The 21,785-nt window shown below is 61.0% G+C and carries 15 protein-coding genes; 7 read left to right on the plus strand and 8 right to left on the minus strand.

Going from position 1 to position 21,785, the window contains the following annotated elements:
- Nucleotides 1-62 precede the first annotated feature (62 nt).
- Complete coding sequence (locus ACYQ2I_RS15865) at nucleotides 63-1,004, plus strand: SDR family oxidoreductase (RefSeq protein ID WP_460168009.1); 942 nt, start codon at nucleotides 63-65, stop codon at nucleotides 1,002-1,004.
- 226 nt (nucleotides 1,005-1,230) lie between these two features.
- Nucleotides 1,231-4,380 carry a GH116 family glycosyl hydrolase gene (locus tag ACYQ2I_RS15870; RefSeq protein ID WP_460168010.1) on the plus strand — a complete coding sequence of 1,050 codons (3,150 nt, stop codon included), beginning with the start codon at nucleotides 1,231-1,233 and terminating at the stop codon, nucleotides 4,378-4,380.
- A 36-nt stretch (nucleotides 4,381-4,416) separates the two neighbouring features.
- Here the strand turns inward: ACYQ2I_RS15870 and ACYQ2I_RS15875 are convergent, their stop codons facing one another.
- Together ACYQ2I_RS15875 and ACYQ2I_RS15880 are read right to left on the minus strand one after the other, a co-directional pair.
- Nucleotides 4,417-5,082, minus strand: coding sequence for an MFS transporter (locus ACYQ2I_RS15875; RefSeq protein ID WP_460168011.1), 666 nt, complete (start codon nucleotides 5,080-5,082; stop codon nucleotides 4,417-4,419).
- Entirely contained in the window at nucleotides 4,965-5,807 is an 843-nt protein-coding gene (locus tag ACYQ2I_RS15880) for an MFS transporter (protein ID WP_460168012.1), read from the minus strand. Before ACYQ2I_RS15880 ends, ACYQ2I_RS15875 begins: the two co-directional genes overlap by 118 nt.
- A 463-nt stretch (nucleotides 5,808-6,270) precedes the next feature.
- On the opposite strand from ACYQ2I_RS15880, the gene ACYQ2I_RS15885 reads away from it, so the two are divergent.
- Both ACYQ2I_RS15885 and ACYQ2I_RS15890 read left to right on the plus strand, forming a co-directional pair.
- Nucleotides 6,271-7,323 carry an NHL repeat-containing protein gene (locus tag ACYQ2I_RS15885; RefSeq protein ID WP_460168013.1) on the plus strand — a complete coding sequence of 351 codons (1,053 nt, stop codon included), beginning with the start codon at nucleotides 6,271-6,273 and terminating at the stop codon, nucleotides 7,321-7,323.
- Between the two features lie 38 nt (nucleotides 7,324-7,361).
- The gene (locus tag ACYQ2I_RS15890; RefSeq protein WP_460168014.1) at nucleotides 7,362-9,377 is read left to right on the plus strand and encodes an outer membrane protein assembly factor BamB family protein; all 2,016 of its coding nucleotides are present in this window, start codon (nucleotides 7,362-7,364) and stop codon (nucleotides 9,375-9,377) included.
- 44 nt (nucleotides 9,378-9,421) lie between these two features.
- On the opposite strand, the gene ACYQ2I_RS15895 is transcribed toward ACYQ2I_RS15890, so the two are convergent.
- Nucleotides 9,422-12,124 carry a DNA translocase FtsK gene (locus ACYQ2I_RS15895; protein ID WP_460168015.1) on the minus strand — a complete coding sequence of 901 codons (2,703 nt, stop codon included), beginning with the start codon at nucleotides 12,122-12,124 and terminating at the stop codon, nucleotides 9,422-9,424.
- Between the two features lie 396 nt (nucleotides 12,125-12,520).
- Between ACYQ2I_RS15895 and pyrE the strand changes: the two genes are divergently transcribed.
- Nucleotides 12,521-13,084 carry an orotate phosphoribosyltransferase gene (gene pyrE / locus ACYQ2I_RS15900; RefSeq protein ID WP_460168016.1) on the plus strand — a complete coding sequence of 188 codons (564 nt, stop codon included), beginning with the start codon at nucleotides 12,521-12,523 and terminating at the stop codon, nucleotides 13,082-13,084.
- A 50-nt stretch (nucleotides 13,085-13,134) separates the two neighbouring features.
- Nucleotides 13,135-13,899, plus strand: a complete 765-nt coding sequence (locus ACYQ2I_RS15905) for a DUF8091 domain-containing protein (RefSeq protein WP_460168017.1) — start codon at nucleotides 13,135-13,137, stop codon at nucleotides 13,897-13,899.
- 36 nt (nucleotides 13,900-13,935) lie between these two features.
- Here ACYQ2I_RS15905 and ACYQ2I_RS15910 read toward each other — a convergent pair whose 3' ends face one another.
- The 3 genes from ACYQ2I_RS15910 to ACYQ2I_RS15920 form a co-directional block, all read right to left on the minus strand.
- On the minus strand, nucleotides 13,936-16,089 hold the full coding sequence (locus ACYQ2I_RS15910) for a vWA domain-containing protein (protein WP_460168018.1): 2,154 nt from the start codon (nucleotides 16,087-16,089) through the stop codon (nucleotides 13,936-13,938).
- Nucleotides 16,090-16,444: 355 nt separating this feature from the next.
- Nucleotides 16,445-17,356, minus strand: coding sequence for an aminotransferase class IV (locus tag ACYQ2I_RS15915; protein ID WP_460168019.1), 912 nt, complete (start codon nucleotides 17,354-17,356; stop codon nucleotides 16,445-16,447).
- A 157-nt stretch (nucleotides 17,357-17,513) separates the two neighbouring features.
- Nucleotides 17,514-18,527 carry a hypothetical protein gene (locus ACYQ2I_RS15920; RefSeq protein WP_460168020.1) on the minus strand — a complete coding sequence of 338 codons (1,014 nt, stop codon included), beginning with the start codon at nucleotides 18,525-18,527 and terminating at the stop codon, nucleotides 17,514-17,516.
- 381 nt (nucleotides 18,528-18,908) lie between these two features.
- Here ACYQ2I_RS15920 and ACYQ2I_RS15925 point away from each other — a divergent pair, with 381 nt between their 5' ends.
- On the plus strand, nucleotides 18,909-19,151 hold the full coding sequence (locus ACYQ2I_RS15925) for a hypothetical protein (RefSeq protein ID WP_460168021.1): 243 nt from the start codon (nucleotides 18,909-18,911) through the stop codon (nucleotides 19,149-19,151).
- A gap of 369 nt (nucleotides 19,152-19,520) precedes the next feature.
- On the opposite strand, the gene ACYQ2I_RS15930 is transcribed toward ACYQ2I_RS15925, so the two are convergent.
- Together ACYQ2I_RS15930 and ACYQ2I_RS15935 are read right to left on the minus strand one after the other, a co-directional pair.
- Nucleotides 19,521-20,249, minus strand: coding sequence for a class I SAM-dependent methyltransferase (locus ACYQ2I_RS15930; protein ID WP_460168022.1), 729 nt, complete (start codon nucleotides 20,247-20,249; stop codon nucleotides 19,521-19,523).
- 88 nt (nucleotides 20,250-20,337) lie between these two features.
- Complete coding sequence (locus ACYQ2I_RS15935) at nucleotides 20,338-21,528, minus strand: BtaA family protein (RefSeq protein WP_460168023.1); 1,191 nt, start codon at nucleotides 21,526-21,528, stop codon at nucleotides 20,338-20,340.
- Nucleotides 21,529-21,785: the final 257 nt, after the last annotated feature.

Consider the following 21,785-nt stretch of genomic DNA (forward strand, 5'->3'; position numbering starts at 1 on the left):
GCCCTTCGCGCGATTTTGCGTCCGTTTTGTCGATTGTATACAACCCTGTCCGAGAGGTCGTCATGCGTCGATTCCTGGTCACCGGTGGCGCCGGTTTCATCGGCTCACATATCGCCGAAGCGCTCGTCGAGCGCGGAGATGCCGTTCGCGTGCTCGACAACCTGAGCACCGGCTTCCGCGAAAATCTGGCTCATCTGGGTGACCGGGTCGAATTCATCGAAGGCGACCTGCTCGATTATCCGACCGTCCAACAGGCGGTCGACGGGATCGATTGCATCTTCCACGAGGCCGCGCTCGCCAGCGTGCCGCGCAGCGTCGAACGACCGCTCGATACCCATGCCGCATGCGTCACCGGTACGTTGAACCTGCTGGATGCGGCTCGTCGAGCGGGCGTCCGACGTCTGGTATATGCCGCATCGAGCAGCGCGTACGGCGACCAACCGTTTTCTTCCAAGCGTGAAACCGATTTGCCCGATCCGATCTCGCCCTACGGAGCCGCGAAGCTGGCCGCCGAATACTATTGCCGCGCCTTTTACGCTACGTACGGCTTCGAGACGGTCGCGATCCGGTATTTCAACGTGTTCGGGCCGCGACAAGATCCGAACAGCCCCTATTCGGCGGTCATTCCGCTTTTCATTACGGCGATCCTCTCGGGCAAGAGACCGATCGTCTTCGGCGACGGACACCAGTCGCGCGACTTCACCTACGTGGCGAACGTCGTTCACGCGAACCTGCTGGCGGCCGACGCCGAAGGAGCCGCCGGTAAGGTCTTCAATGCCGCAAACGGCAAGAGTATCACGCTGTTGGAGCTCTTGGCGGCCATCAACGAGGTACTGGGCACGAACGTCGAACCCGAATTCGCCCCGCCCCGCCCCGGCGACATCCGTGAAAGCATGGCCGACATCACACTGGCTCGCCAGGTGCTCGGTTACGAACCGCAGGTCGACTTCTTGGAAGGCCTTCGGCGGTCGATTGAATACTACCGATCGATCGTGAAACGGTGATTTCTTGCTGTGCGGTGCGTCGCGCCGACACACACGAATTCTTCCGCTCTGCGTCTCGGTTCACCACACAATCGCAGCAATTTTCTTTACACGCCGCGGCGCGGCTGGCTAAAATTGCATCCTCACAGACGACGGGGGATGGGGATTGCGGTGCGCGTACGGTCGAGCCGTTGCCTGGAAGATACTTCTTCATCAACATCTCGGATTCGAGACAAGGACCGCGACGATGCACGATGAAAAGTCCCCCCGTCGGGCATGCGCCCCGAAGTGCAATTGTGCGCATGCGGCCGGTTTTCCGCGCCGTGATCTCTTGAAATTGGCCGCGTTGGGAACGGTTTCAACCCTCTACGGTACGGTCGGCGCCGCTCCGCTTCCGCCGGTCGTCGACGATTTCGAAAAACTCATTCCCGCCGACAAGAACCTTTCCCCCGAATGGATTCGTTCGCTGTTCGAACGCGGCGAACCGGAACGCTACGCCGGCGAACTGCTACGGTACATCGGCATGCCGATCGGCGGCATTTGTTGCGGCCAAGTGTACTTGGGCGGCGACGGTCGATTGTGGCACTGGGACATCTTCAACCAGCCGATCCGAACGGGCGCCGATCACTACGCACATCCAATGGAAGTCGAATCGCCGATCGACCTGTCCTTTTCGCTGTCGATCGGATCCGATCGCGAGCCCGAACGCTCGCTCGACCGCTCGGGCTTCCGCGACATCACGTTCCGCGGCGAGTACCCGATCGGGCACGTTTCGTACCGGGACCAGGCGTGCCCCGTAGCAGTCGAGCTGGAAGCTTTTTCGCCGTTTTGCCCGCTCGAGGTGGACGATTCGTCGCTGCCAGTCGTCGTGATGCGATTCACGTTGGCCAATCGTTCCTCCGAGCGCGTCGAGGGCACGCTCCGCGGCCGACTGTCGAACCCGGTTTTGCTGTATAGCGGCTCGACCGGCCCGGCGGAATTGACGAACCGCTGCATCCGACAAGACGGGCTCTCTTTGGTTTATTTCACCGCCCGCGAGAAACCGAGCGAAGTCCCCGAACAACGGCCCGATGTCGTGTTCGATGATTTTGAGTCGTCGAACTACGAGAATTGGACGGTCGAAGGAACGGCGTTCGGCGACGGGCCGATCGTCGCGGCCCAAATGCCAGCGTATCAGGGCGACGTCGGGGCCCACGGCAAACGACTGGTCAATTCGCACAACACGCGACAAGGCGAAGACGTTCGCGGCGGCGACGCCCACACCGGTGTGATGACCTCGAAGCCGTTCACCATCGAACGGAACTTCATCAACTTTCTAATCGGGGGCGGCTCGCATAAGGGGCAAACCTGCCTGAATTTGCTGGTTGACGGGAAAGTCGTCGCTTCAGCGACGGGGCGCGACGATAACCGCCTGCACGCGGCCTCGTTCGACGTGCGAAATCTGCAAGGCAAGAAGGCGCAATTGCAGATAGTCGACAATGTTTCCGGTGGATGGGGAAACATCGGCGTCGATTACATCGTTTTCTCGGATCGTCCGCCGCAAGCCGATCGACCGCTCGACACCCGACCCGATTGGGGTGATATGACGTTGGCGTTGCTCGACGGCGGCGATACCGCCGTCCTCGATGCCGATGATCGCAAGAATTCCGGTGCCGAGGCTCATGAAACGGCGGTTGGAACGCCGCAGGATCGTCCGCGCGGATCGGTCGGGGCGTCGTTTACGCTTGCTCCCGGCGAACGGCGCGAAGTCGTATTTCTCGTTGCGTGGCGGTTCCCGAACGTCGAGATTCCTCGCGTCGGGGCGGGGCATTACTACGCGCAGCGGTTTCCCTCCAGCCGTGCCGCGGCCGAGTATACGGCGGCAAACTTCCGCCGCTTTACCGATCGAACGCGGCTTTGGGTGCGGACCTGGTACGACTCGACTCTCCCGTACTGGCTGTTGGACCGCACGTTCATCAATGTCTCGACATTGGCGACGAGCACATGCTTTCGGCTGTCGGACGGCCGATTCTGGGGCTGGGAGGGCGTTCGGTGCTGCCCTGGAACGTGCACGCACGTGTGGCATTACGCACAAGCGGCGGCGAGAGTGTTGCCCGAACTGGAACGCATCCTACGCGAACGCGTCGACTACGGCATCGCCTTCCAGCCGGACGGACACATCGCCTATCGGGGCGAATACGCCACCCGCGAGGCGATCGACGGACAATGCGGCAACATTCTTCGCACGCTGCGGGAACACCAAATGTCGGCCGACGACCGGTTCTTGCGACGGATTTGGCCTCGCGTCAAGCAATCCGTTCAATACTTGATCGAACAAGACGGCGACGCGAACGGCCTGCTCGAAGGCGGACAATACAACACCCTCGATGCGACCTGGTACGGCCCGATCTCGTGGATCAGCTCGATGTATGTCGCCGCGTTGCGGGCAGGCGCGCAGATGGCCGAAGAAATGGGTGATCACGACTTCGCGCGGCAATGCACGGCCATCGCCGAACGCGGCAAGCAGGAAATCGTCAAACGCCTTTTCAACGGCGAGTACTTCTACCAGATTCGTGATCCGGCGCATCCCGAAGCCATCGGTTCGGGAATCGGTTGTCATATCGACCAGGCCTTGGGCGATTTTTGGACGCACCAACTCGGTTTGCCGGACGCGCTCCCCAAGGAAGAAACCGTCGTCGCCCTAAGGCACTTGTGGCGATACAACTTCGCGCCCGACGTCGGCCCGTACCGCGAAAAGTACATCACCGGCCGCTGGTACGCCATGCCGGGCGAGGCCGGTTTGATCATGTGCACGTTTCCCCACGGAGGGGAACAGGAAGCCCGCGGCGGCAAACCGGGACACACCTTCGCCGGTTACCTCAACGAGTGTATGAACGGCTTCGAATACCAGGCCGCGGCGCACATGATCTCGGAGGGGCTCGTCGAAGAAGGGTTGGCCGTCGCGCGCGCCATCCACGATCGATACCATCCTTCGAAACGCAACCCGTACAACGAGATCGAATGCGGCGACCACTACGCCCGCTCGATGGCCAGCTATGCCGTGTATTTGGCCCTGTGCGGCTACTACTATCACGGCCCGAAACAGACGATCGGCTTCGCTCCCCGGATTCATCCCGAGCGTTTCAAAGCAGCGTTCATCGCAGCCGAAGGATGGGGAACCTTCACTCAAGAGGCTGCGCAAGAGTCGCTTCAGGCGACTTTCACGGTTCGGCACGGAAGACTTCGGTTGCGGAAGATTCGGCTGGCACCCGGCTTCGCAGCGAGCGACGTCCGCGTTACGCTGGGCGAACGATCGATTCCGGCGACCCTATCCGCCAAAGAGACGTTCGTCGAAATCACGCTTGCCCGGCCGGTCGAGGTCGAACCGCAGGCCGCCTTGCAAGTCGAACTTGCATAGCCCCGTCCGAATCCGATTCGAAACCTGTTTTGCCGGTCAATCGTCGACCTCGGCAACAGCCGAAAACTCGCTCGCCGACCGTGCGATCGCGGAAACCACCGCCGGTGACGCATCTTCCGCGGTCGCCGGTTCGACGGTGTATCGGGGGCGAGAGGGGCATTCGCCTTGCGTTTCTTTTCGCATGACCCAGGCGTAGCCTGCCGCTGTTGCGACCAGTAGGGCTGCGACGCTCACCAGCAGCGTGGGATAGGGCGGTGCGCCCGCCCTTGCCGCCAAGGCGAGAATCGTACCGAAAATCGGAGCGCCCACAAACTGCCCGAAGTCGAATATGGCAATCATGACCGTCGTGCCCAGTCCTCGATGTTCCTGCGGAAAGCGAGCCGTTCCCGCGGCCGTCAAAAACGGATACACGACGCCGTGTCCGAGTCCGCACATGATTCCCGAAAACCATAGATCGGTGCCGGTGCGAATCGGCCACATGGCGACCAGGCCGACGGCCAGAAAGATCAGTCCGAGCACAATCGTGGGAGTCGAGCCGAGTCGTCGGGTCACCTTTCGCCCGGCCACACGGGTAGTGATCGCCGCTATGGAATAGATCGAATAGTATGCCGCCAACTCGGTGATTTGCAGCTCTTTGGCATACGATGCCAGAAACGAAAATGGAATCGCAAAGGCAGCCCCGACGACCGCCGCGGTGACCACGACCGGCCACCGGCTGTACTGTACTGTACTGTAATTCGCCAGGCCGAGTGATTCACGGCACGTCCGATCGGCCGTTCTCTGCGGGTCGCCGCCCAGGCAAAGGGGAGGGCAACCAGCGTCAACACGGCGGCAGCATAAAACAGTCGATCGATGGCCTGACGCTCGCTCCCCCCCAGCGACACCAGGAAATCGGCGACCTGAGCCCCGATCAACATCCCGGCGAATCCTGCCGAACCGATCATGCCGATCATTTCTGCCGCTTGCGCCCGTGATACGCGTGCCGCCAAGAAACTGATCGACGCGCTGAAGATCGCCGCCACCCCCAAACAAAATGCGATCCGCGCAAGGTAGATCACAGGACTACGGCACGTCGTCAAAGCCGGATGCACGGCGCAACTGGCCGCCGTCAGCAGTAAGCCCGCCAACCAGAACGGCCGGGCTCCATAGCGGTCGATGGCGTTTCCCAGGAATAACCGCGACACCAAACTGCCGACCACCCCGATCCCCACGATCCACCCCAAGTCGAAGTCGGTTCCTCCCAATGCTTTGACCAGGTCGGCATAGCGATACAGGAGTGACGCCCCCACGATGGTGATCGTGTTCGCCGTAGCGGCCAACCAAAAGGTGGAGTCGTAAATACGATCGGCCGGTCGTGCGCGGCGCGCAGCATCACCACCGCTTGGACCGGGCATCGGCAACGAATTGTCGGCTTCCTCCCGAATCATGGGACACTCTTGTTACATGGTCGGCAGCACTTCCCCCGCCGCGGGAACGACGGCACGTCCGAAACGGCGTTCGGCGCGCACGGTAACGTGCCGCGGCTTTTCCTCGGGTCATCCAGAGAATCGGGGAGGCAGAAGAACGGCGCACCGGTCGCCGATGCTTCCTACATCCGCCGGAAGCGATCCTCCCCGTACTCGGATCGCCACGAAACTCCCTCGGCCGCACAGCCGCAACGATCCGAAACCGTCGCCCCGTCGATAGGCCCGAATTGTTCATCGTACATCAGACACACCAAACGACTAGGGAGTTCGACGGAAATAGCGAACAAAGGCGAAAAAAAGAAATCTCCCCGCGGGAAGACTTCACGGCCCTGCCAATGTATATTGTCGACAGCGTCGACTTTGTTCGGCAAAGTGTTGGAACCTGTCGGTCGCCGATCGGTTTTCGTTTTCTAGGAGCCTGTCCATGATCTGCCGGTTTTCGTTCCATTACCCGTGGAGTGGCGTGACGATGCGAACTGCCTGTTCGTCGATAGCGGCGTTTGCCGTTCTTTGCTGCGCAATCAACCTTGGTTTCGCCGAAGAATCGCCGACCGGCCCGCGAGCCGGCCAGATCGACGAAGGGGCCGATACGGCGACACACGTCGAAATCGAGCCCTTGCCGGTTTCCTTCGGTGAGCTGACGGTGTTGCGCTGGTTTGCCCCAGGCAAGCTTTTGGCCGGAGACGGCAAGACCAAGGAGATCCACATCCTCGACTACCAAGGAACGATTTTGGAGACATGGACGCTCGACTTTCCCCCCGAGGCGGTCGCCGTAGGAGTCGACGTGGTTTACGTCGGGGGCGGCGGCACCCTCGCCCGCTTGGATCGTCACGGCCATGTCCAACAAACCGTCCCGATTCCCGACGACGCCGCAACGCCGCAAAGCCAACAGCGTCGGATGGCGATGCGTCCGCTGCGATGCTCGGGCATGGCCCTCTCCGACGACTACGTATTCGTGGCCTTCGGCTCGGGATGGAGTCTCGGCTCGAAATCGAAGCTGTACCGGTTCCGTCGCGATCTTTCCGAACCGGTGCAACTGGCCGAGGGATTGCGGGGATGTTGCCAACGCTGTGATCTGGTCTACCGGGACGGTGTCCTTTACCTAGCCGAAAACGCCGCTCACCGGGTCGTCTGCCTGAATGTCCAAGGGAAGGTATTGGCCAAATGGGGAGCCGCCGGGCGAACCGGGCTCGAAAACTTCGGCAGTTGCTGCAACCCGATGAATTTGTCGTTCGGCAACGACGGCTCGCTGTACACGGCCGAATCGGGATTGGGCCGCGTCAAACGTTACTCCCCGCAAGGGGAATACCTCGACCTGGTCGGCTACGTCGGTGTGGCACGATTCACTTCGGCCGGTCGAATGGCCGCCTCGTGCAGCAATATTGCCATCGCCGTCGCCCCCGACGCCGACCGCGTGTTCGTGATGGACTACAAGAACGGAATCATCCGTGTGCTCGCCCGCAAACAAAGCGACTGATTCCACGATCGCCGCCCAATAGGTAGGACATTTCCGTCATGCGCCGTCTCTGCTTGCTGCTTCTGCTGGTATTCTTCGGTGCCGGGTTTCCGGTTTGCGAACGGTCGGCAACGGGCCAGACGACCAATTCCCCTGAACCGTTTCGCATCGTGATTGCCGATCCGTTGTGTCGCGAACTGGCTTGCGACTGCGTCGCCGGTTACGCTGATCGCGACTACACGTCGGCGGCTGCCGTTCTGGAAGACGTACTGGGGCGTCCGGTCGAGCTGATCTATGCAGAAAGTCTCCTGTTGCCGCAGGCAGGTGACGTCCGCAAGGTCGATCTCGTCGTCGGAAAGTACGGGGAAATGGCGGCCGACCTGAAACGCCTGGGACTGTCGCTTCGCCCCACGGCATTCTTGACCGACGAAAACGGCGACGTCTGCGTCGAAGGATTGGTCGTCGTGCGCCGGGACGATCCCGCCCGCGGCATGGTCGACTTGACCGATCGGCGCATCTTGCTCGGCCCGCCGGAGGCCGACGAGAAACACGGTTCGGCCTTGGCGTTGATGGAGGCGTTCGCAATTTCCACGTCGGCACCGCAAACGGTATCGCCGAGTTGCGCCTCGGCGGCGTTGGCGGTCGTCGAACGCGAAGCCGACGCGGCGGTCATTTCGTCGTACGCGATGCCGCTGGTCGAAGGTTGCGGCACCGTCGACAAGGGCGCGTTACGTGTGTTGATTCGGACGGATCCCGTGCCGTTCATCACGGTATTCGCCGTCGACCTCAATACGCGAGAACGCGCGGCACTACTCGAAGCATTCGAGCGTTTGAAACATCGACCGCAAGCCCTGGCCGCCTTGAAAAGCCGGGAGGGTTTCACCGGCACGAGCTACTATCAAGCGTCTGCCGCGGCACGCCGCTGGACCGACTGGCGAGGCGAACGACGCCTCGCCGTCTCGCCGCACGTCCCTGTGCACCTTCCGACCACGAAGCGTCTGCTTTGGTCCCGCACCCTGACCGGACCGGGCATGTCGGGCCTGGCAGCAGCCGAAGGATGCCTCGTCGTCGCCGACAAAGATTTGACGCAAACCCACGACGTGTGGCATTGCCTGGACGCCGATACCGGCGCCGAGCTGTGGCGGGTCACGTGGCCGGCCGAAGGCGAGCTGGATTTCACGAACTCACCGCGCGCCAACCCGGTGATCTGCGGAAACGACGTCTACCTGCTAGGGGCGTTCGGCGAGTTGGCATGCGTGAAGCTCGAATCGGGTGAAGTCGTTTGGCGGCGAAACATCATCGAGGATTTCGGGGCCGAACCGCCGACCTGGGGTACGTGTTCGACGCCGCTTGTCGTCGATGATCTCTTGATCGTCAATCCGGGCAATACCGAAGCCTCGGTTGTCGCGCTGGATCGCCGATCGGGAAAAGAAGTATGGCGGTCGCCCGGCGACGGCCCCGGCTACGGTAGTTTCGTGCTCGCCCGCCCGACCGGCCGGCCGCAAATCGTGGGGCACGACGCCGTCTCGCTGTGCGGATGGGATCCGGACGACGGCCGACGGCTGTGGCGAATCGTGCCCGAATTCGAAGGCGACTTCAACGTACCCACGCCGATCGCAGTGGGCGATGACCTTTGGGTGACCACCGAAAATAACGGCACGCGTCGCTTTCGCTGGTCGGCGAACCAACCGGAACCGATCTTGAAAACACACGCCGACGCTTTGGCGCCCGACATTTCGACGCCCGTCATCGTCGGCGACTTCCTTTTGGGCTGCGACGGCAAGCTGGTTTGCCTCGACAAGACCACGCTCGAAACGTGCTGGACGCTGGAAGAAGAGCCGCTCCGTGATTACGCCGCGCTGATCGCCGGTGACGACCGGGTATTGATCGTCACACAACAGGGAGCGGTTTATCTCGTCCGCCCCACGCGGGAACGCCCCGAAGTCCTGGGTCGGATGTCCCTGTTCGATGACGTTGCCGACGTCGATCGTGAAGTGTGGTCGCACCCGATCGTTTTGCCCGGACGCTTGTACGTGCGAAATCTCCTGGGCGTCTACTGCTTTCTCTTGGAATGACCGCTCGGGAACGAGAAGAGGGCCGCCTCGACGACGAGTCTGCTTCAGGCACTTTCGGCCTGGTATTCGTCGTCGTCTTCATCGTACTCCTCCTCTTCCCAATCTTCGTCGTCGTAGTCTTCAGCTTCCTCGGCTTCGTCGTCTTCCCATGTTTCTTCATACGCGTCGTCGGTTTCGTCGTACTCTTCGTCGTCGGCTTCCGGTGCTTCTTCGTCTGTCTCCTCTTGTGCGAAATCCTCTTCCCACGGGGCGGGTTCCGAAGGCTTCGAATCGGCGGACGACCCATTGCCCTTCGCCGTACCAGGTTGAGGCAACACGATACGATTACGAGCCGAAGGAGGCGCAGGTGCCTGCGGTTCAGCCGCGCCGTTCTGCATGGCCTCCCATTGTTCGACTGTGACGAGCACTTCGCGGGCCTGCGACCCGTTGTAAGGCCCGACGATGCCGTCTTCGGCCATGAAGTCGATCAAACGCGCGGCGCGTCCGTAACCAATTCCCAGTGCCCGTTGGAGCAGCGACACGCTGCCGCGTCCCTCGCGCACGACGATATCGACCGCAGCCGGATACAACTCGTCTCGCTCGGCAAACCCTTTGCCCGCCGCGGGGCCGGCATCCCCCGCGTTCAAGGCCACCAATTCGTCGATGAAATCGGGCTCGCTGGTGGCGACCGCGTCGATGACTCGGTTGATCTCTTCGTCGCTCACGTAGGTTCCCTGTCCGCGGACCAATGTACTGGTTCCCGGTCGCAGGAAGAGCATATCGCCGCTGCCGAGGAGCTTTTCGGCACCCATTTCGTCGAGGACGACGCGGCTATCGGTCCGACTCGACACCTCGAAACAGATTCGCGCCGGCAGGTTCGACTTGATCAATCCGGTGATCACGTCGACGGTCGGTTTTTGCGTGGCCAATACGAGGTGAATGCCGACCGCCCGGCTCTTCTGGGCCAGCCGGATGATGTGGGTTTCGACCTCTTTGGCGGCGGTCATCATCAAGTCGGCCATTTCGTCGGCCACGATCACGATATACGGCATGTGTTTGGGGATGGTTTCCCACTCGGCTTCCGACTCGGGCCGCATTCGCGCCCGAAGTTCCTCTTCCCCGAGCTGGTTGTACGAGCTGAGGTGCCGCACACCCGCGCGGGCCAGCAAAGCGTACCGCTCTTCCATCTTTTCGACGGCCCAGGCCAATAACGCTTCGGCCTTGCGCATGTCGGTGACGACCGGGTGCATCAAGTGCGGAATGCGTTTGTACGGGCTCAATTCGACCATCTTCGGGTCGATCAACAAGAACCGCACATCGTCGGGCTGGCGTGTCATCAAGATCGACACGATGATCGAATTCAAACAGACGCTCTTTCCCGTACCGGTACGCCCGGCGATCAACAAATGCGGCATGGTCGACAAGTCGACGACCAGCGGATTCCCCGCCACGTCCTTCCCTAGAAAGATGGGAATACGCATATTCTGGTGGCGACCGGAACTTTCCTCCATCACCTCGCGCAGACGCACGATTTGCCGTTCGCCGTTGGGAACTTCGATCCCCACCGTGTTCTTGCCCGGTATCGGGGCCACGATGCGCACACTGGGCACACGCAGGGCGATCGCCAAATCGTCGGCCAATCCGGTAATCTTGCTCAACCGCAAGCCGGCCTCGAGGGCAACCTCGAACTGAGCGATGACCGGCCCGGTCTGAATTTCGACCACCCGCACGTTGAATCCGAAATCGGCGAACGTCTTTTCCAGGATCTTCGCCTTTCGGCGCACATCGCGTTCGTGCTCCTCGAATCGAAACGGTTCCGGCGGCGAAAGCAGCTCCAGCGACGGCAGCTCGTAGTCAACAGCCTTCTTCTCTCGCGCGGCGGCTTCGATTTCTTCCAACAGTTGCTCGCGGGCAGGCTTTTTGGGTTTGCGGATTCGCAAGCCCAACTTGGGCTTCGCAACGGGCGGCTCGGCAACGACCGGTTTTTCTTCCTTCGGCGACTTCTTGGCTTTGGGGGCCAAGATCCGAACGCGACGTTCGGCGTCGTTTTCTTCCTCATCCTCGATTTCTTCTTCCTCTTCTTCCTCGCTTTCTTCGTCGCACACGTCTTCCTCGTCGATCTCCTCTGCCTCGTCGACTTCGTCTTCCACGTCGGCATCGGCTGCCGCTTCAGCAGTGCGCATCAAGCCGTACGCGCGGGCAACTTCTCCGGCTCCGGCGATGATCCCGCGGAGCGGCCAACCGACCAGGAAACGCACGAACTTGATGAAGTGCCGATCGCACGCCAAAAGCATCCCGGCGGTAAACGCCCCGATCGCCAGCATCAGCGTACCGGTCGTACCGAATTGTTCCCGCAAGAAGGCGGTCAGCACGGCACCAACCAATCCCCCGGGGCCGAAAATCGAACCGGGACTCCATGCCGGCAGGAAAATCACCGCCAACACACATATCCCACCGAGTGCCGCAAACCAACCGGCAGTGCGAATTGCCGGTCGCTCCACCGATCGGCGCAGCAGCAAGACCGCCGTCACGACCGCCAACGAGGCGACGGTGAAGTAGGCACCCACCCCAAAGAGTTCGAGCATTCCGTGAGCCGTTCGCGCACCCCATCGCCCGCAAATGTTGTGCACTTCGGCATTGGGGGGATACACGAGATTCGCCGGTGGATCGGCAGGATCGTAACTCGCCAGGCTCACGCCGACGAAGGCCGTCGCAAGCAGCAAAAACAATGCCGCCAAATCACGCCGCACATTGTGCATATTCGACATGATCGATCACAGGGGATTTCGGCGCCGTACGATGGCGACCCTTCCGGTTCGCGCGCAATCTCCGAAAAGGCCGAAATACGAGAGCTCTCCACGTCCGTTATCGACTCGAAAGAAGCCGACGACACACTCGGTCTCGAAACGTCGGCAACCCTTTCGGGAACGGATCTTCAGGCGCACGAGGCAGCACGCGCACCTTCCCTTCGGCCGATTCAACCGACAGGGATTCACATCTCACCGATGCGGTCGTCCCTGGTCCGCCCGGCAATCCGGCTTTTCCCGACAGCCGCGATGCTTTAGGATGATGGTTACTTTGCCCCCTCGCTCGGGGCACTTTCGACAAGAGACTACTTCCTTTGCCTTTGCCTCGCCGGCTTTTTTGTTGCGACAATTCGGGAGATGGATTCGGTGTACGATCGCCAAGCATTGCACGCATTGATTCGCGAAAAGGCGCTGAAATTCGGACAGTTCACGCTGGCCTCGGGTAAGACGTCGACTTATTACCTCGACGGGAAACAAGTGACGCTCGATCCCCTGGGCGCCAAACTGATCGGCGAAGGCCTGCTCGATTTGCTCGGCGATGACCTACCGGATGCCGTCGGCGGCATGTCGATCGGTGCCGATCCGATCACCGCCGCGGTCATCACGATCGCGGGCGTGCAAGGAAAGCCCGTCCGCGGCTTCATGGTCCGCAAACAAGCCAAAGACCACGGTACGAACCGTTACATCGAGGGCCCCGTCTCACCGGGCGAGCGGGTCGCCATCGTCGAGGACGTCGTCACCACCGGCGGGTCGTCGCTGCTGGCGATCGAGCGCTGCCGGGAATTCGGCCTCGAGGTCGTTCGCGTCTTGGCGATAGTCGATCGAATGCAGGGCGGACGTGAAGCCTTCGCACAAGCCGGGTTGAAATTCGACGCGTTGTTCACGATCCGCGACTTCGGCATCGAACCGCCCGGCGACTGATGCGACAGCGGCGCCGAAGAGAGCGATTCTCAATTTCAAAGGAGTGAGGGATGGAGACCTCACTACATCGGCAACTCAAGGAGCTGTACGCCGGTCCCCGCGGTCGGACGGAAGTGACGCTCGGTGAGTACCGCGTCGACGTCGTTCGCGGCAAGCGGCTGATCGAAATTCAACACGGCCCGCTGGGCATCATCCGGCGTAAGATCGCGGCGTTGCTCGAAGAGCATTCCGTCACGATCGTCAAACCGATCATCGCCCGCAAACGACTGATCAAATTGACGAAGAAGAACGGCCCGATCGCCGACGTGCGACGATCCCCCTTTCGCGGTTCGATGCTCGACGTATTCGAAGATCTCTTACACTTCATGCAAGTGTATCCGCATCGGCGCCTGCGGCTGGAGGTGCCGTTCATCGACATCGAAGAATACCGGTATCCGCGTCCCAAACGCCGGCGACGATGGATGTCGCCGAATCATTCCGTGCTCGATCAGCGTCTGATCCGCATCCGCGAAACGTTGTGCCTGGAAACGGCAGGCGACCTGTGGGCGTTGATCGAGGAACACCTTCCCGAGCCGTTCCACACCCGAGACTTGGCCGACGCCTTGAACATCGACCGTTGGAAGGCCCGCCGCATTGCCTATTGTTTGTTCCACGCCGGAGCGACCGAACGCATCGGCAAACGCGGAAACGCCTATTTGTACAAGCGATGCGCCGTTCCTCGGCCGAAGGCACAACGGGGTGCCGAAGCCGTACGTCTTGCTCTCGAATGGCCCTTGCCCGACGCGGCCCCGGCCTCGATGCGGGCGGCGGGATGATCACCTACCTGCGAAAGCCGACGTTTTCCGCTGCATTCATTGCACCAACCGCACGCGCGGCGACTCGATGATCCGGCGAAAGATTTCGCTCAGCCGCTGTTCGTACTCGGCCGGGTTGCCGCTACCCCGCGGGCTTTGACCGTCGTCGTTGGCCGTGGCTCCCATGCGGGCCATGCGGTCCATGAAGTCGTAATCGGTCCCCAAGCCGACCCCCACGGGAAACAACTGCCAGTTGTCGAGCTGGATTTCCATCGCCTGCATCAAGGCGGCATCGTACCAGTACGCCCCGTTGTTGTAAAAGTCGGGATTGGGATTGTTCCCGATGAACTGATCGATCTCCGACGGCGGACTGACGTACAAGTTGGGTACGCCGTCGGTCAACAGAACGACGATCTTGTTCGTGGCCTCGCGGCCGAACCCGCCCTCACTCTTCGGCTTGAGATGCTCGCGGGCGGCGATGAGACCGGCTTCCGTCGCCGTCGACGCTCCCTTGTCGCCGCAGGCTTGCAGCGTCGTGCAACGCACCATTGCCGAGCGGTAATCACCCGTCAACGGCTGAACGACTACCGGGCCGCCACCTGAGAGCACGTCGAACGTCACGATCGATACCCAATCCCGCTGATCAGGATTACGGATCGCCTCGTTCCGTTCTTTGATCACCTGGATCGCCGCGATCAAGGCACGTCGTGCCGCATGCATCGGCTGTTCACGCGGCGGAAAGCTGAACGTCCCCCCTGCAGTCGACTCGCTGTGCCACGGACAATGGGGACTGTACTGCGACAGCGGCACGTAGTTCCTGCCGTCAGGCTTCAAATCGCGCCCGTGGTCCAACATGAACTGCACATAGGTCAAATAACCGACCTGGTTCAGGTAGCGATAAACCAGCTGGGAGCTTGCACCGGGAAACGTCGTGCGGTTAGGGTTGTTGAACCGGTAGATTCGGTCGCTGTCTTGCCGTGGAGGTAGATAACCTCGGTTGTACGGAGGCGATCCATAAGCGCCGAAAAACCAATCCGCCGAAACCGCGCACGTCGTTCCCAAGAAAACGGCGTTCCAACCGTGCCCGATCGTTCCGTCGGGATGCAAACCGAAGGCGTGGGAAACACCCGCTTCGGCGAATAGCGACGCCGGGTTCGCCTCAGGAATCCACCGCCCCGTCGGCGGCTTCGGCGGCGACGGCCGCTTCGGCGGACTCGACTTGGGCGGCGAGCTTTTCTTCGACGAACCGCCTTTTTTCTTCGGTGGTGATTTCTTGCTTCCCCCACCGGAACTCGAACTGATCCTCTTCGGCCGAATCACGTAGTCCAGGTATTTTTCCCAATATGCGTAGTTCGTGCGGCTGTCGGGCGTCGGTTTCGCGGCGGGCATCAACTTGGCCAACTGGTAGTCGATGATCGCCGAGTACGCCTTCTGCTTGCGGACCAATTCGCTATCACCTTTTCGGATACGGTATCGCGACGGTACGTTATTGCGTGTCAACACACCGCCGTCTTTGGTCAGCTCGGCATAGGCGTAGGAGTTTTTCGGCACGCCGAACGGTTCACCGATGTACTCGAGTCGTCCCGGATAGGCACCGAACCCGAAGTCGGCGTAAATATCTTGCATCAACTGCGTCCCGATCGTCCCGTACCCTTGCGCGGCGAACTCGTCGTTGATGACGTCCGTCGCCCACGCGCCCTCGGTGTCGTCGTTCATCGATCCCGACAAATCGACGACAAAGCAGATATCCCGCGGATTTCCGATCGCCACGGCGCGGGCTTCCATCGTGAACGAATTCAGATCGAGCGCCTTGGCGAAGAACAGCGGCGCCTCACCCCCGTGCCGGGCATCCCGCCGCGTGGTTACCCGCACAGCGTTTCCACCCGCGGAATTCGGCATGAAGGTGCGCGTGTCGCTGTCCCACACGCCCAATTCGACATCGTCGGGCAGCAGCGAGACTTGCTGACCCCCGGCGACGTGGTATTCGGCGTATTCTTTTGCGACCTGAAACAGCTCGCCTTTGTCTTTCCCTAGTTGGGTTGCCGCGGCAATGGCCGCCGAATCGGCGGCCGCTTGGAGCTGCGTCCGCACGAGCACGACGTAGCCCATGTCGACGGCGAAGGCCACCAGTGCCAGCATGAAAATGATGGACACCGCCGCCAGGATCAAGACGGCGGCCTTACGTTTTGAGCGGGGAAGTGACCGTTTCATAGGTCGTCTCCGGCAATCATTCGTTCCGCGACCGAATATTCCGCTATCGCCGTTCGTTTCGAGGAATACCGTCCGTCGCCCGGAACGCGGAAACGGGGCATCATCTCGGTAGGTACGGCGTCATCCCGCCTCGCGGAAGGATCGCGGCGGCTCGACGCCTGTAGGGGGGCACGCCCGCATCGGGCGGGAGGGTAATCGATCGGCGCGTAATTTCTCCGGCAAACCCTACCCCAGCCGCAGGCTTTGTCAAATCCGCATGGACCTCCCAATGAGGGAGCAGAAAACCGCACGACGCAAGCACGGCCGGCACAATTGCCTCAATCCATACAGCCAGAAGAACCGCCGAACCCAGCCCTCATCGCTCGGTGAACCGGCGGGCCTGTGCGACGATGTCGACGCCCACGCGTTCACTCCAGGCGCTGATGAGCCGAGTAAAGATCGGCCCCGGCTTTCCGCCCCCGATCGGACGACCGTCGATCGCCGTCACCGGCAGCAAGCAAAACGGCGTACTGGTCAAGAAAAGCTCATCGGCTTGCAATAGTTCGTCGACCCGCGGATCGAACTCGCATGTCGCCATTCCGAGGTCGCGCGCAAGTGCCTCCACGTATGCCTCGCTGATTCCAAGCAGCGTTCGATTACGAGAAACGAACCGCAGTTCGTTTCCGAAACAGGCAACGATGTTCGCCGTCGACGTCTCGGTCACGCGATCGTCGTGGTCCAACAAGAGTGCCCTGGCGCCCGGCTCACGCGCCGAGGCCTCGCGATCAGCAAGATAATAGTGCATTCGACTACGGCACTTCAGACTCGGCGGCCAGCAATCGGCAGGCACCTGGCGCACGGCAACCGTCCTCAAATGCTGTCCTGTCGCGTACTTCTCGGCCCACAAGCGAAAGGGCAACCGATAGGTATGGACGCCCACCGTCGGACCGGCGGAAACGCCGCCGGCGTAGGCTGGATACAATCCCGGTGTTACGAAAATCGAAACGCCCAGATCGTCTTCCGGATCCCCCAGCCGGTGGTTCTCGGCGGTTACGCGCTCCGCAACGGCAGCCAGTTCCCCCAGGTCGATCGGCGGCCGGCCGAAGACGATCCGCAACGACTTTTCCAATCGCTCAAAGTGCTGCTGAACACAGAAGATCCGCCCCTTGAAGGTTCGCAATTGCTCCGTTACCGCAGCGCCCAGCACGAATCCGGCATCGACCACCGAAATCTGCATGGCCGATTCGGGAACATAACGGCCCGAGAGATAGGCGATCGGTTCCGGCATCGCGTCGAATTTCCTCAGCGAGAAAAGAGCATAAGACCGCTTCGGCGTTCGGCCGCAACGGGCAAAGACGGCATTCGCCCGTTATTATCGCGCAGAGGTCGTCACCGCACAATTGGGGGAAAAACGCCGGTGCCTCGTACGTGTCGAACCGCGCGTTTCACGGAGATAGTTCGTCCAAGATTGCGCGCAGCGCGGCACGTACCGGCGCTGCCTTCAGATAGGCGCACCAATCGTGGGTCCGTCCTACCTCACAGGTCACGTCGAGCACTTCGACGTCGGTGTCGTCTGCGTCGATGCAGGACGGGCCGACATATCCCATGGCGTCGGTGCCGCCGCATCCCCACAACCGACGATACCACCGCAAGGCGGGATCTTGACGGTTGACCGTGATTACCAGGCGCGCCGCGTGCAAATCGTCGGGATCGAACTCACCGCCGGGGGCCGTCCAGGAAGCACTCAATCCTGCGGCAATCCACACCAGCGAAACAACGGGCAATACTTCAGCGTCTTCTGCGTCCGCGGCAGCCACCTCGACGAAAGTCGACTCCGGCCGTTTCGCATCGAGCACGTCTTCGGCGAGGCGTTTGCCGCGATAGCTCTCGCCTGTCAGGAGCTTTGCCGTGCCGCCGGCTGTGCGGGCTCCGAAACTGTACCCCACTAAGACGACCGGCGAATGTCGGGCGGGGATTCTCAACCACCCGGCAACATCGCACGATTCGCCGTCGCTGCGAAGCGCCTTGATCTGGGCGTCCTTGCGCACCCGACATCGCACCTTTCCCGCCGGCCAACACCATGCCACGAAGTGCGGCTTGATCTCAGGCCGAGCGTTATTCTCCTCTGCAAGGAGGGCATCGCGCAGCGCCCAAGTCGCCCGCAACGCGTCGGCGCGTTCCATGAGGTTTCCGTGGATGAATACGACGATCGGCCGTCCGTCGCCTAAAGCGGCATACGCTTCCTCCGTCGGTACCGATTCGACTTGTCCCCCCTTTTGAACCCGATAAACCGTCGGCTGCTCGCCTTCGCATCCGCTTTCCCGCGAGTCGACCAACCACACGCTCGGCGACGCATCGTCCCGGACGGGCTCGGAAGCTGCAACAGGGGTGTTGCCGATCGCCGACACGATCATCGCCGAAGCGGCGACCATCCGCAGGCAAGCAGCAAACGTTTTCATCGGTATATCCCTCGCAATTGCAGGAGCCGCCGGCGCCGGTGTTGCGCATTTGTGCGGGTCGTAACGATCCGCCACCCCCGGGGGCAACCGCGTCGACCGCTCGGACGGCGGAGGGCACGCGCAAGGTTTACCAAGCCGACCCAACCCAAATGTAGCTCACAACGCGTCCAAGGCCAGCGAAAACCGCCGAAAAATGTTGCCCTGAATCGACTGTTGCGTTTGCACCTCACGAACGGTGGTGTAGTGTTGCTTGGTCAATACCTGGGCTGTTTCGGACGAGCGGTTTGTCGGTGCGCGGCGGTACGTCGCCCTGTTCGCCGACAATCCGGTCGCCGGCGTTCGTGGCGAACCCAAGCCACCATGTGTGAGGAGAAACGAACCATGAGAAAAGCCATCGTGTTGTTGGCGGTCGTCGCCACCCTGGGCGTCACGGTGGGATGTCAGAATTGCAGTTGGTTCCGGCGCGGCGCGTTGTTCCGTCCGCGAGCGGAAGTCGTCGATCCGTGCGTCGATCCGTGTGCACCGGTGGTGGGGACGGTCGTCGAACCGGGTTGTGACACCTGCGGCACGACCACCGTCCCGCCTGCCAACACAACGTACCTGACTCCGGGCCCTACAGGCTGAGGTTTCTCGACGAACCCCTGCCACCCGAAACGGTGAAAGCAGCCGGTATCGCTGTTGTGATGTCGTAAGCTGAATCGCCTCGGTGCGGTCCGGGGACGGTGTGTCACCCTCGAGTCGGCAAACGATCGACTGGGTCCGATCGTTTGCTTCGCGATCGGTCTGATGGAGTTCTTGCCGGTCGAGCGTTCTGCGCGAACGCGCCGGCGGCGGCCGGCCGGTTCGGTCAGCGTCCGTCGCCGCCCTCCCGATGTGATTACCTCCCGCCAAGAACGTGAGCACGTCCGGTCGATCGGTCATCCTGAGACGGTCGGCCGGACGCCTTTTCGCGCACGCTGTCGGTAATTTTCGAGCGCAGTTTGCCGCGTGCGATCAAGCGGTCTTCTCGCCGATGAAGATGTAATACGGCGCCCGCACCAACGGCAAATAAGGCACCTTCGCTTTCCGTTCTTCCAGGTGCACGCACTTCAAGCGCCGCTTCAAGTAGGGAATGTGGTCGGGCGAGGGAAAGACATTGTCGTAGTTGAACCACCCCGTCCAAAACAAGCGCGTCACTGCGCCGTGGCGACGCATTCCCTCGTCGGGATGTTTTCGCGACACATAAAAATCGACGACTCCGATCTTTCCGCCCGGCTTCAGCATGGCCAAGGCGTTGTCGATCGCCGCGAACCAGTCGGGAATCATCGTCAACGAATAGGAAAACGTAACTACGTCGACCGGTTCATCAGGGCGATAGGTGGTGGCATCGGCCTCTTGTGTGACGACGTTCGTCCAACCGTGCTTCTCGATCCGCCGATCGGCCACATTCAACAGCGATCGCGACAAGTCGACCAAGATCAGCTTGCGAAGTTCGCCGATCCGATCCCCGAAATACTCGGCATTGGAACCGGTTCCTGCGCCGATATCGACCCATACGCCGCCGGCCGGAACACCGAGCGCTTTCCACAAGTCTTCACGGCCCTGGAGCAGGCGTTTGCGAAATTCGTCGTAATGTTCCGCTTGTCCCGCGTAGAAGTTTTCGAGCCGCTCGGCGTGATCTTTACCTCGCCCGGGCCGCACCACCATGTGGTAGAGAATTTTCAGATCGGAAAACACGCCCATCGCGAATCACTTTCTACGCGTCGTCCCGTTGCGACCATGAAAACAGCACCGTAAACGGCGTCGTTCTTTCGAAAGACGCGATGCCCGGTCACACGTTCAGATCGGCAATGTAGAAACTGCCGTAAGTGTGCACGCGGCAGCGTTTATGCAGCTCGGCGGCCTTCTCGCGATAGTAGGTCAACTGGTCGCCCAACGTCGTCTCGCGACCGTCGATCTCAACCCGCACGCGGTCGACGAAATCGGTCCGCAAGCCGCCGCTGCGCCAAATCGCCCGGGCCCCCGGCGCCGCACGTCGGAAAATCGCTTGCCACTCGGCTTCGAGCCAATCGAAGTACCGCCCCGACATCCAATCCATGTGGTCCAAAAGCACGAACCGCGAAATCGGCACGTCGTGCTCGTTCAAGAAACCTTCGACCGTGTTGGTGTGTGTCGATATGCGATCGACCAATCCCGCTTTGAGCTTCTCGAAGTTTTCGGGCTTGAGATACTCAGGACAGCACTCGCGGGTATAACGACCGGTCATGTACACCCGCCAAAAATAGTTGTCCATCAACGGAATCTCGCCGAAGACCGCATCGAGGCAGTCTTTCACGAATTGGACGATTCCGCCTTTGTACTGGGTTTCGATCTGTTGCCGCTGCGCACGCGGAACCCCCACCAACGACAACGTGGCATCGCGCCGCATGATGAACCGCAACAGCGGCGTCCAGATCTGCTCGCGCAAATGCTCGTCGTAAATACGGCGTTGCTCTTCGAAATCTTTGGCTTCGAGAACGGCATCAACCCAACGGTTCAATCGGGCCATTCGCCGCAAGTACAGGTTGATCATGCGGGCAAACAGGCCCGACGTACCATGGAAATAGAACGACCGCTTGCCGCCGAAATAGCGTCGAATTTTCTTGTCCCAGTACCGTTTCGCAAAGTCGTCGAGGTCGTCCCGCAGGGCATCCCGATAAATCGAAACGATCTCGTCGTGATGGCCCAGGCCGAAAATCTGGAAGAACGTCTCAAAATCGAGATTCCGAATACCGGCCTGTTTCAATTGCAACAAGGCATTTTGACGCGGATTCATGTCGACCGCGTACACGTGGGATACGCCGGTGAGCGCGTAATCGAGCGAATTGCATCCGGCGGAGGTGATGACCAATACCGTGTCGTCGGGCCCGAGTTCGAGCGCCTCGCGGTCCAGTCGCGGATCCTCCCAACAGGTGTTGTAAACCAAATTATGCCGATGCACCAAGGTAAAGACCCGCGTGCTTACCCATTCGCCGACGCTCATCGTGCCTGCTCACCTTTATGATTGAACCCGCGCTTCGTGCTCAGCCGAATCAGCGCACCGAATGCGTGATCTGCCGCACAACGAATGCGACCGCTCGCGGCCCTGTCGGACGTCCACGTGGCGAGAAGCCGCAGAATACCCAATATAGGAAAAGGAGCCCGCGACACAACCTTTGCACACCGAATTCTCATTCGCCGTGCCCCTCGCCGAACGGGCTCCCGTGTCCTGATAGATTCCAAGTAGGCCGATCCTTCTCG

The organism is Thermostilla marina (genome assembly GCF_054657455.1).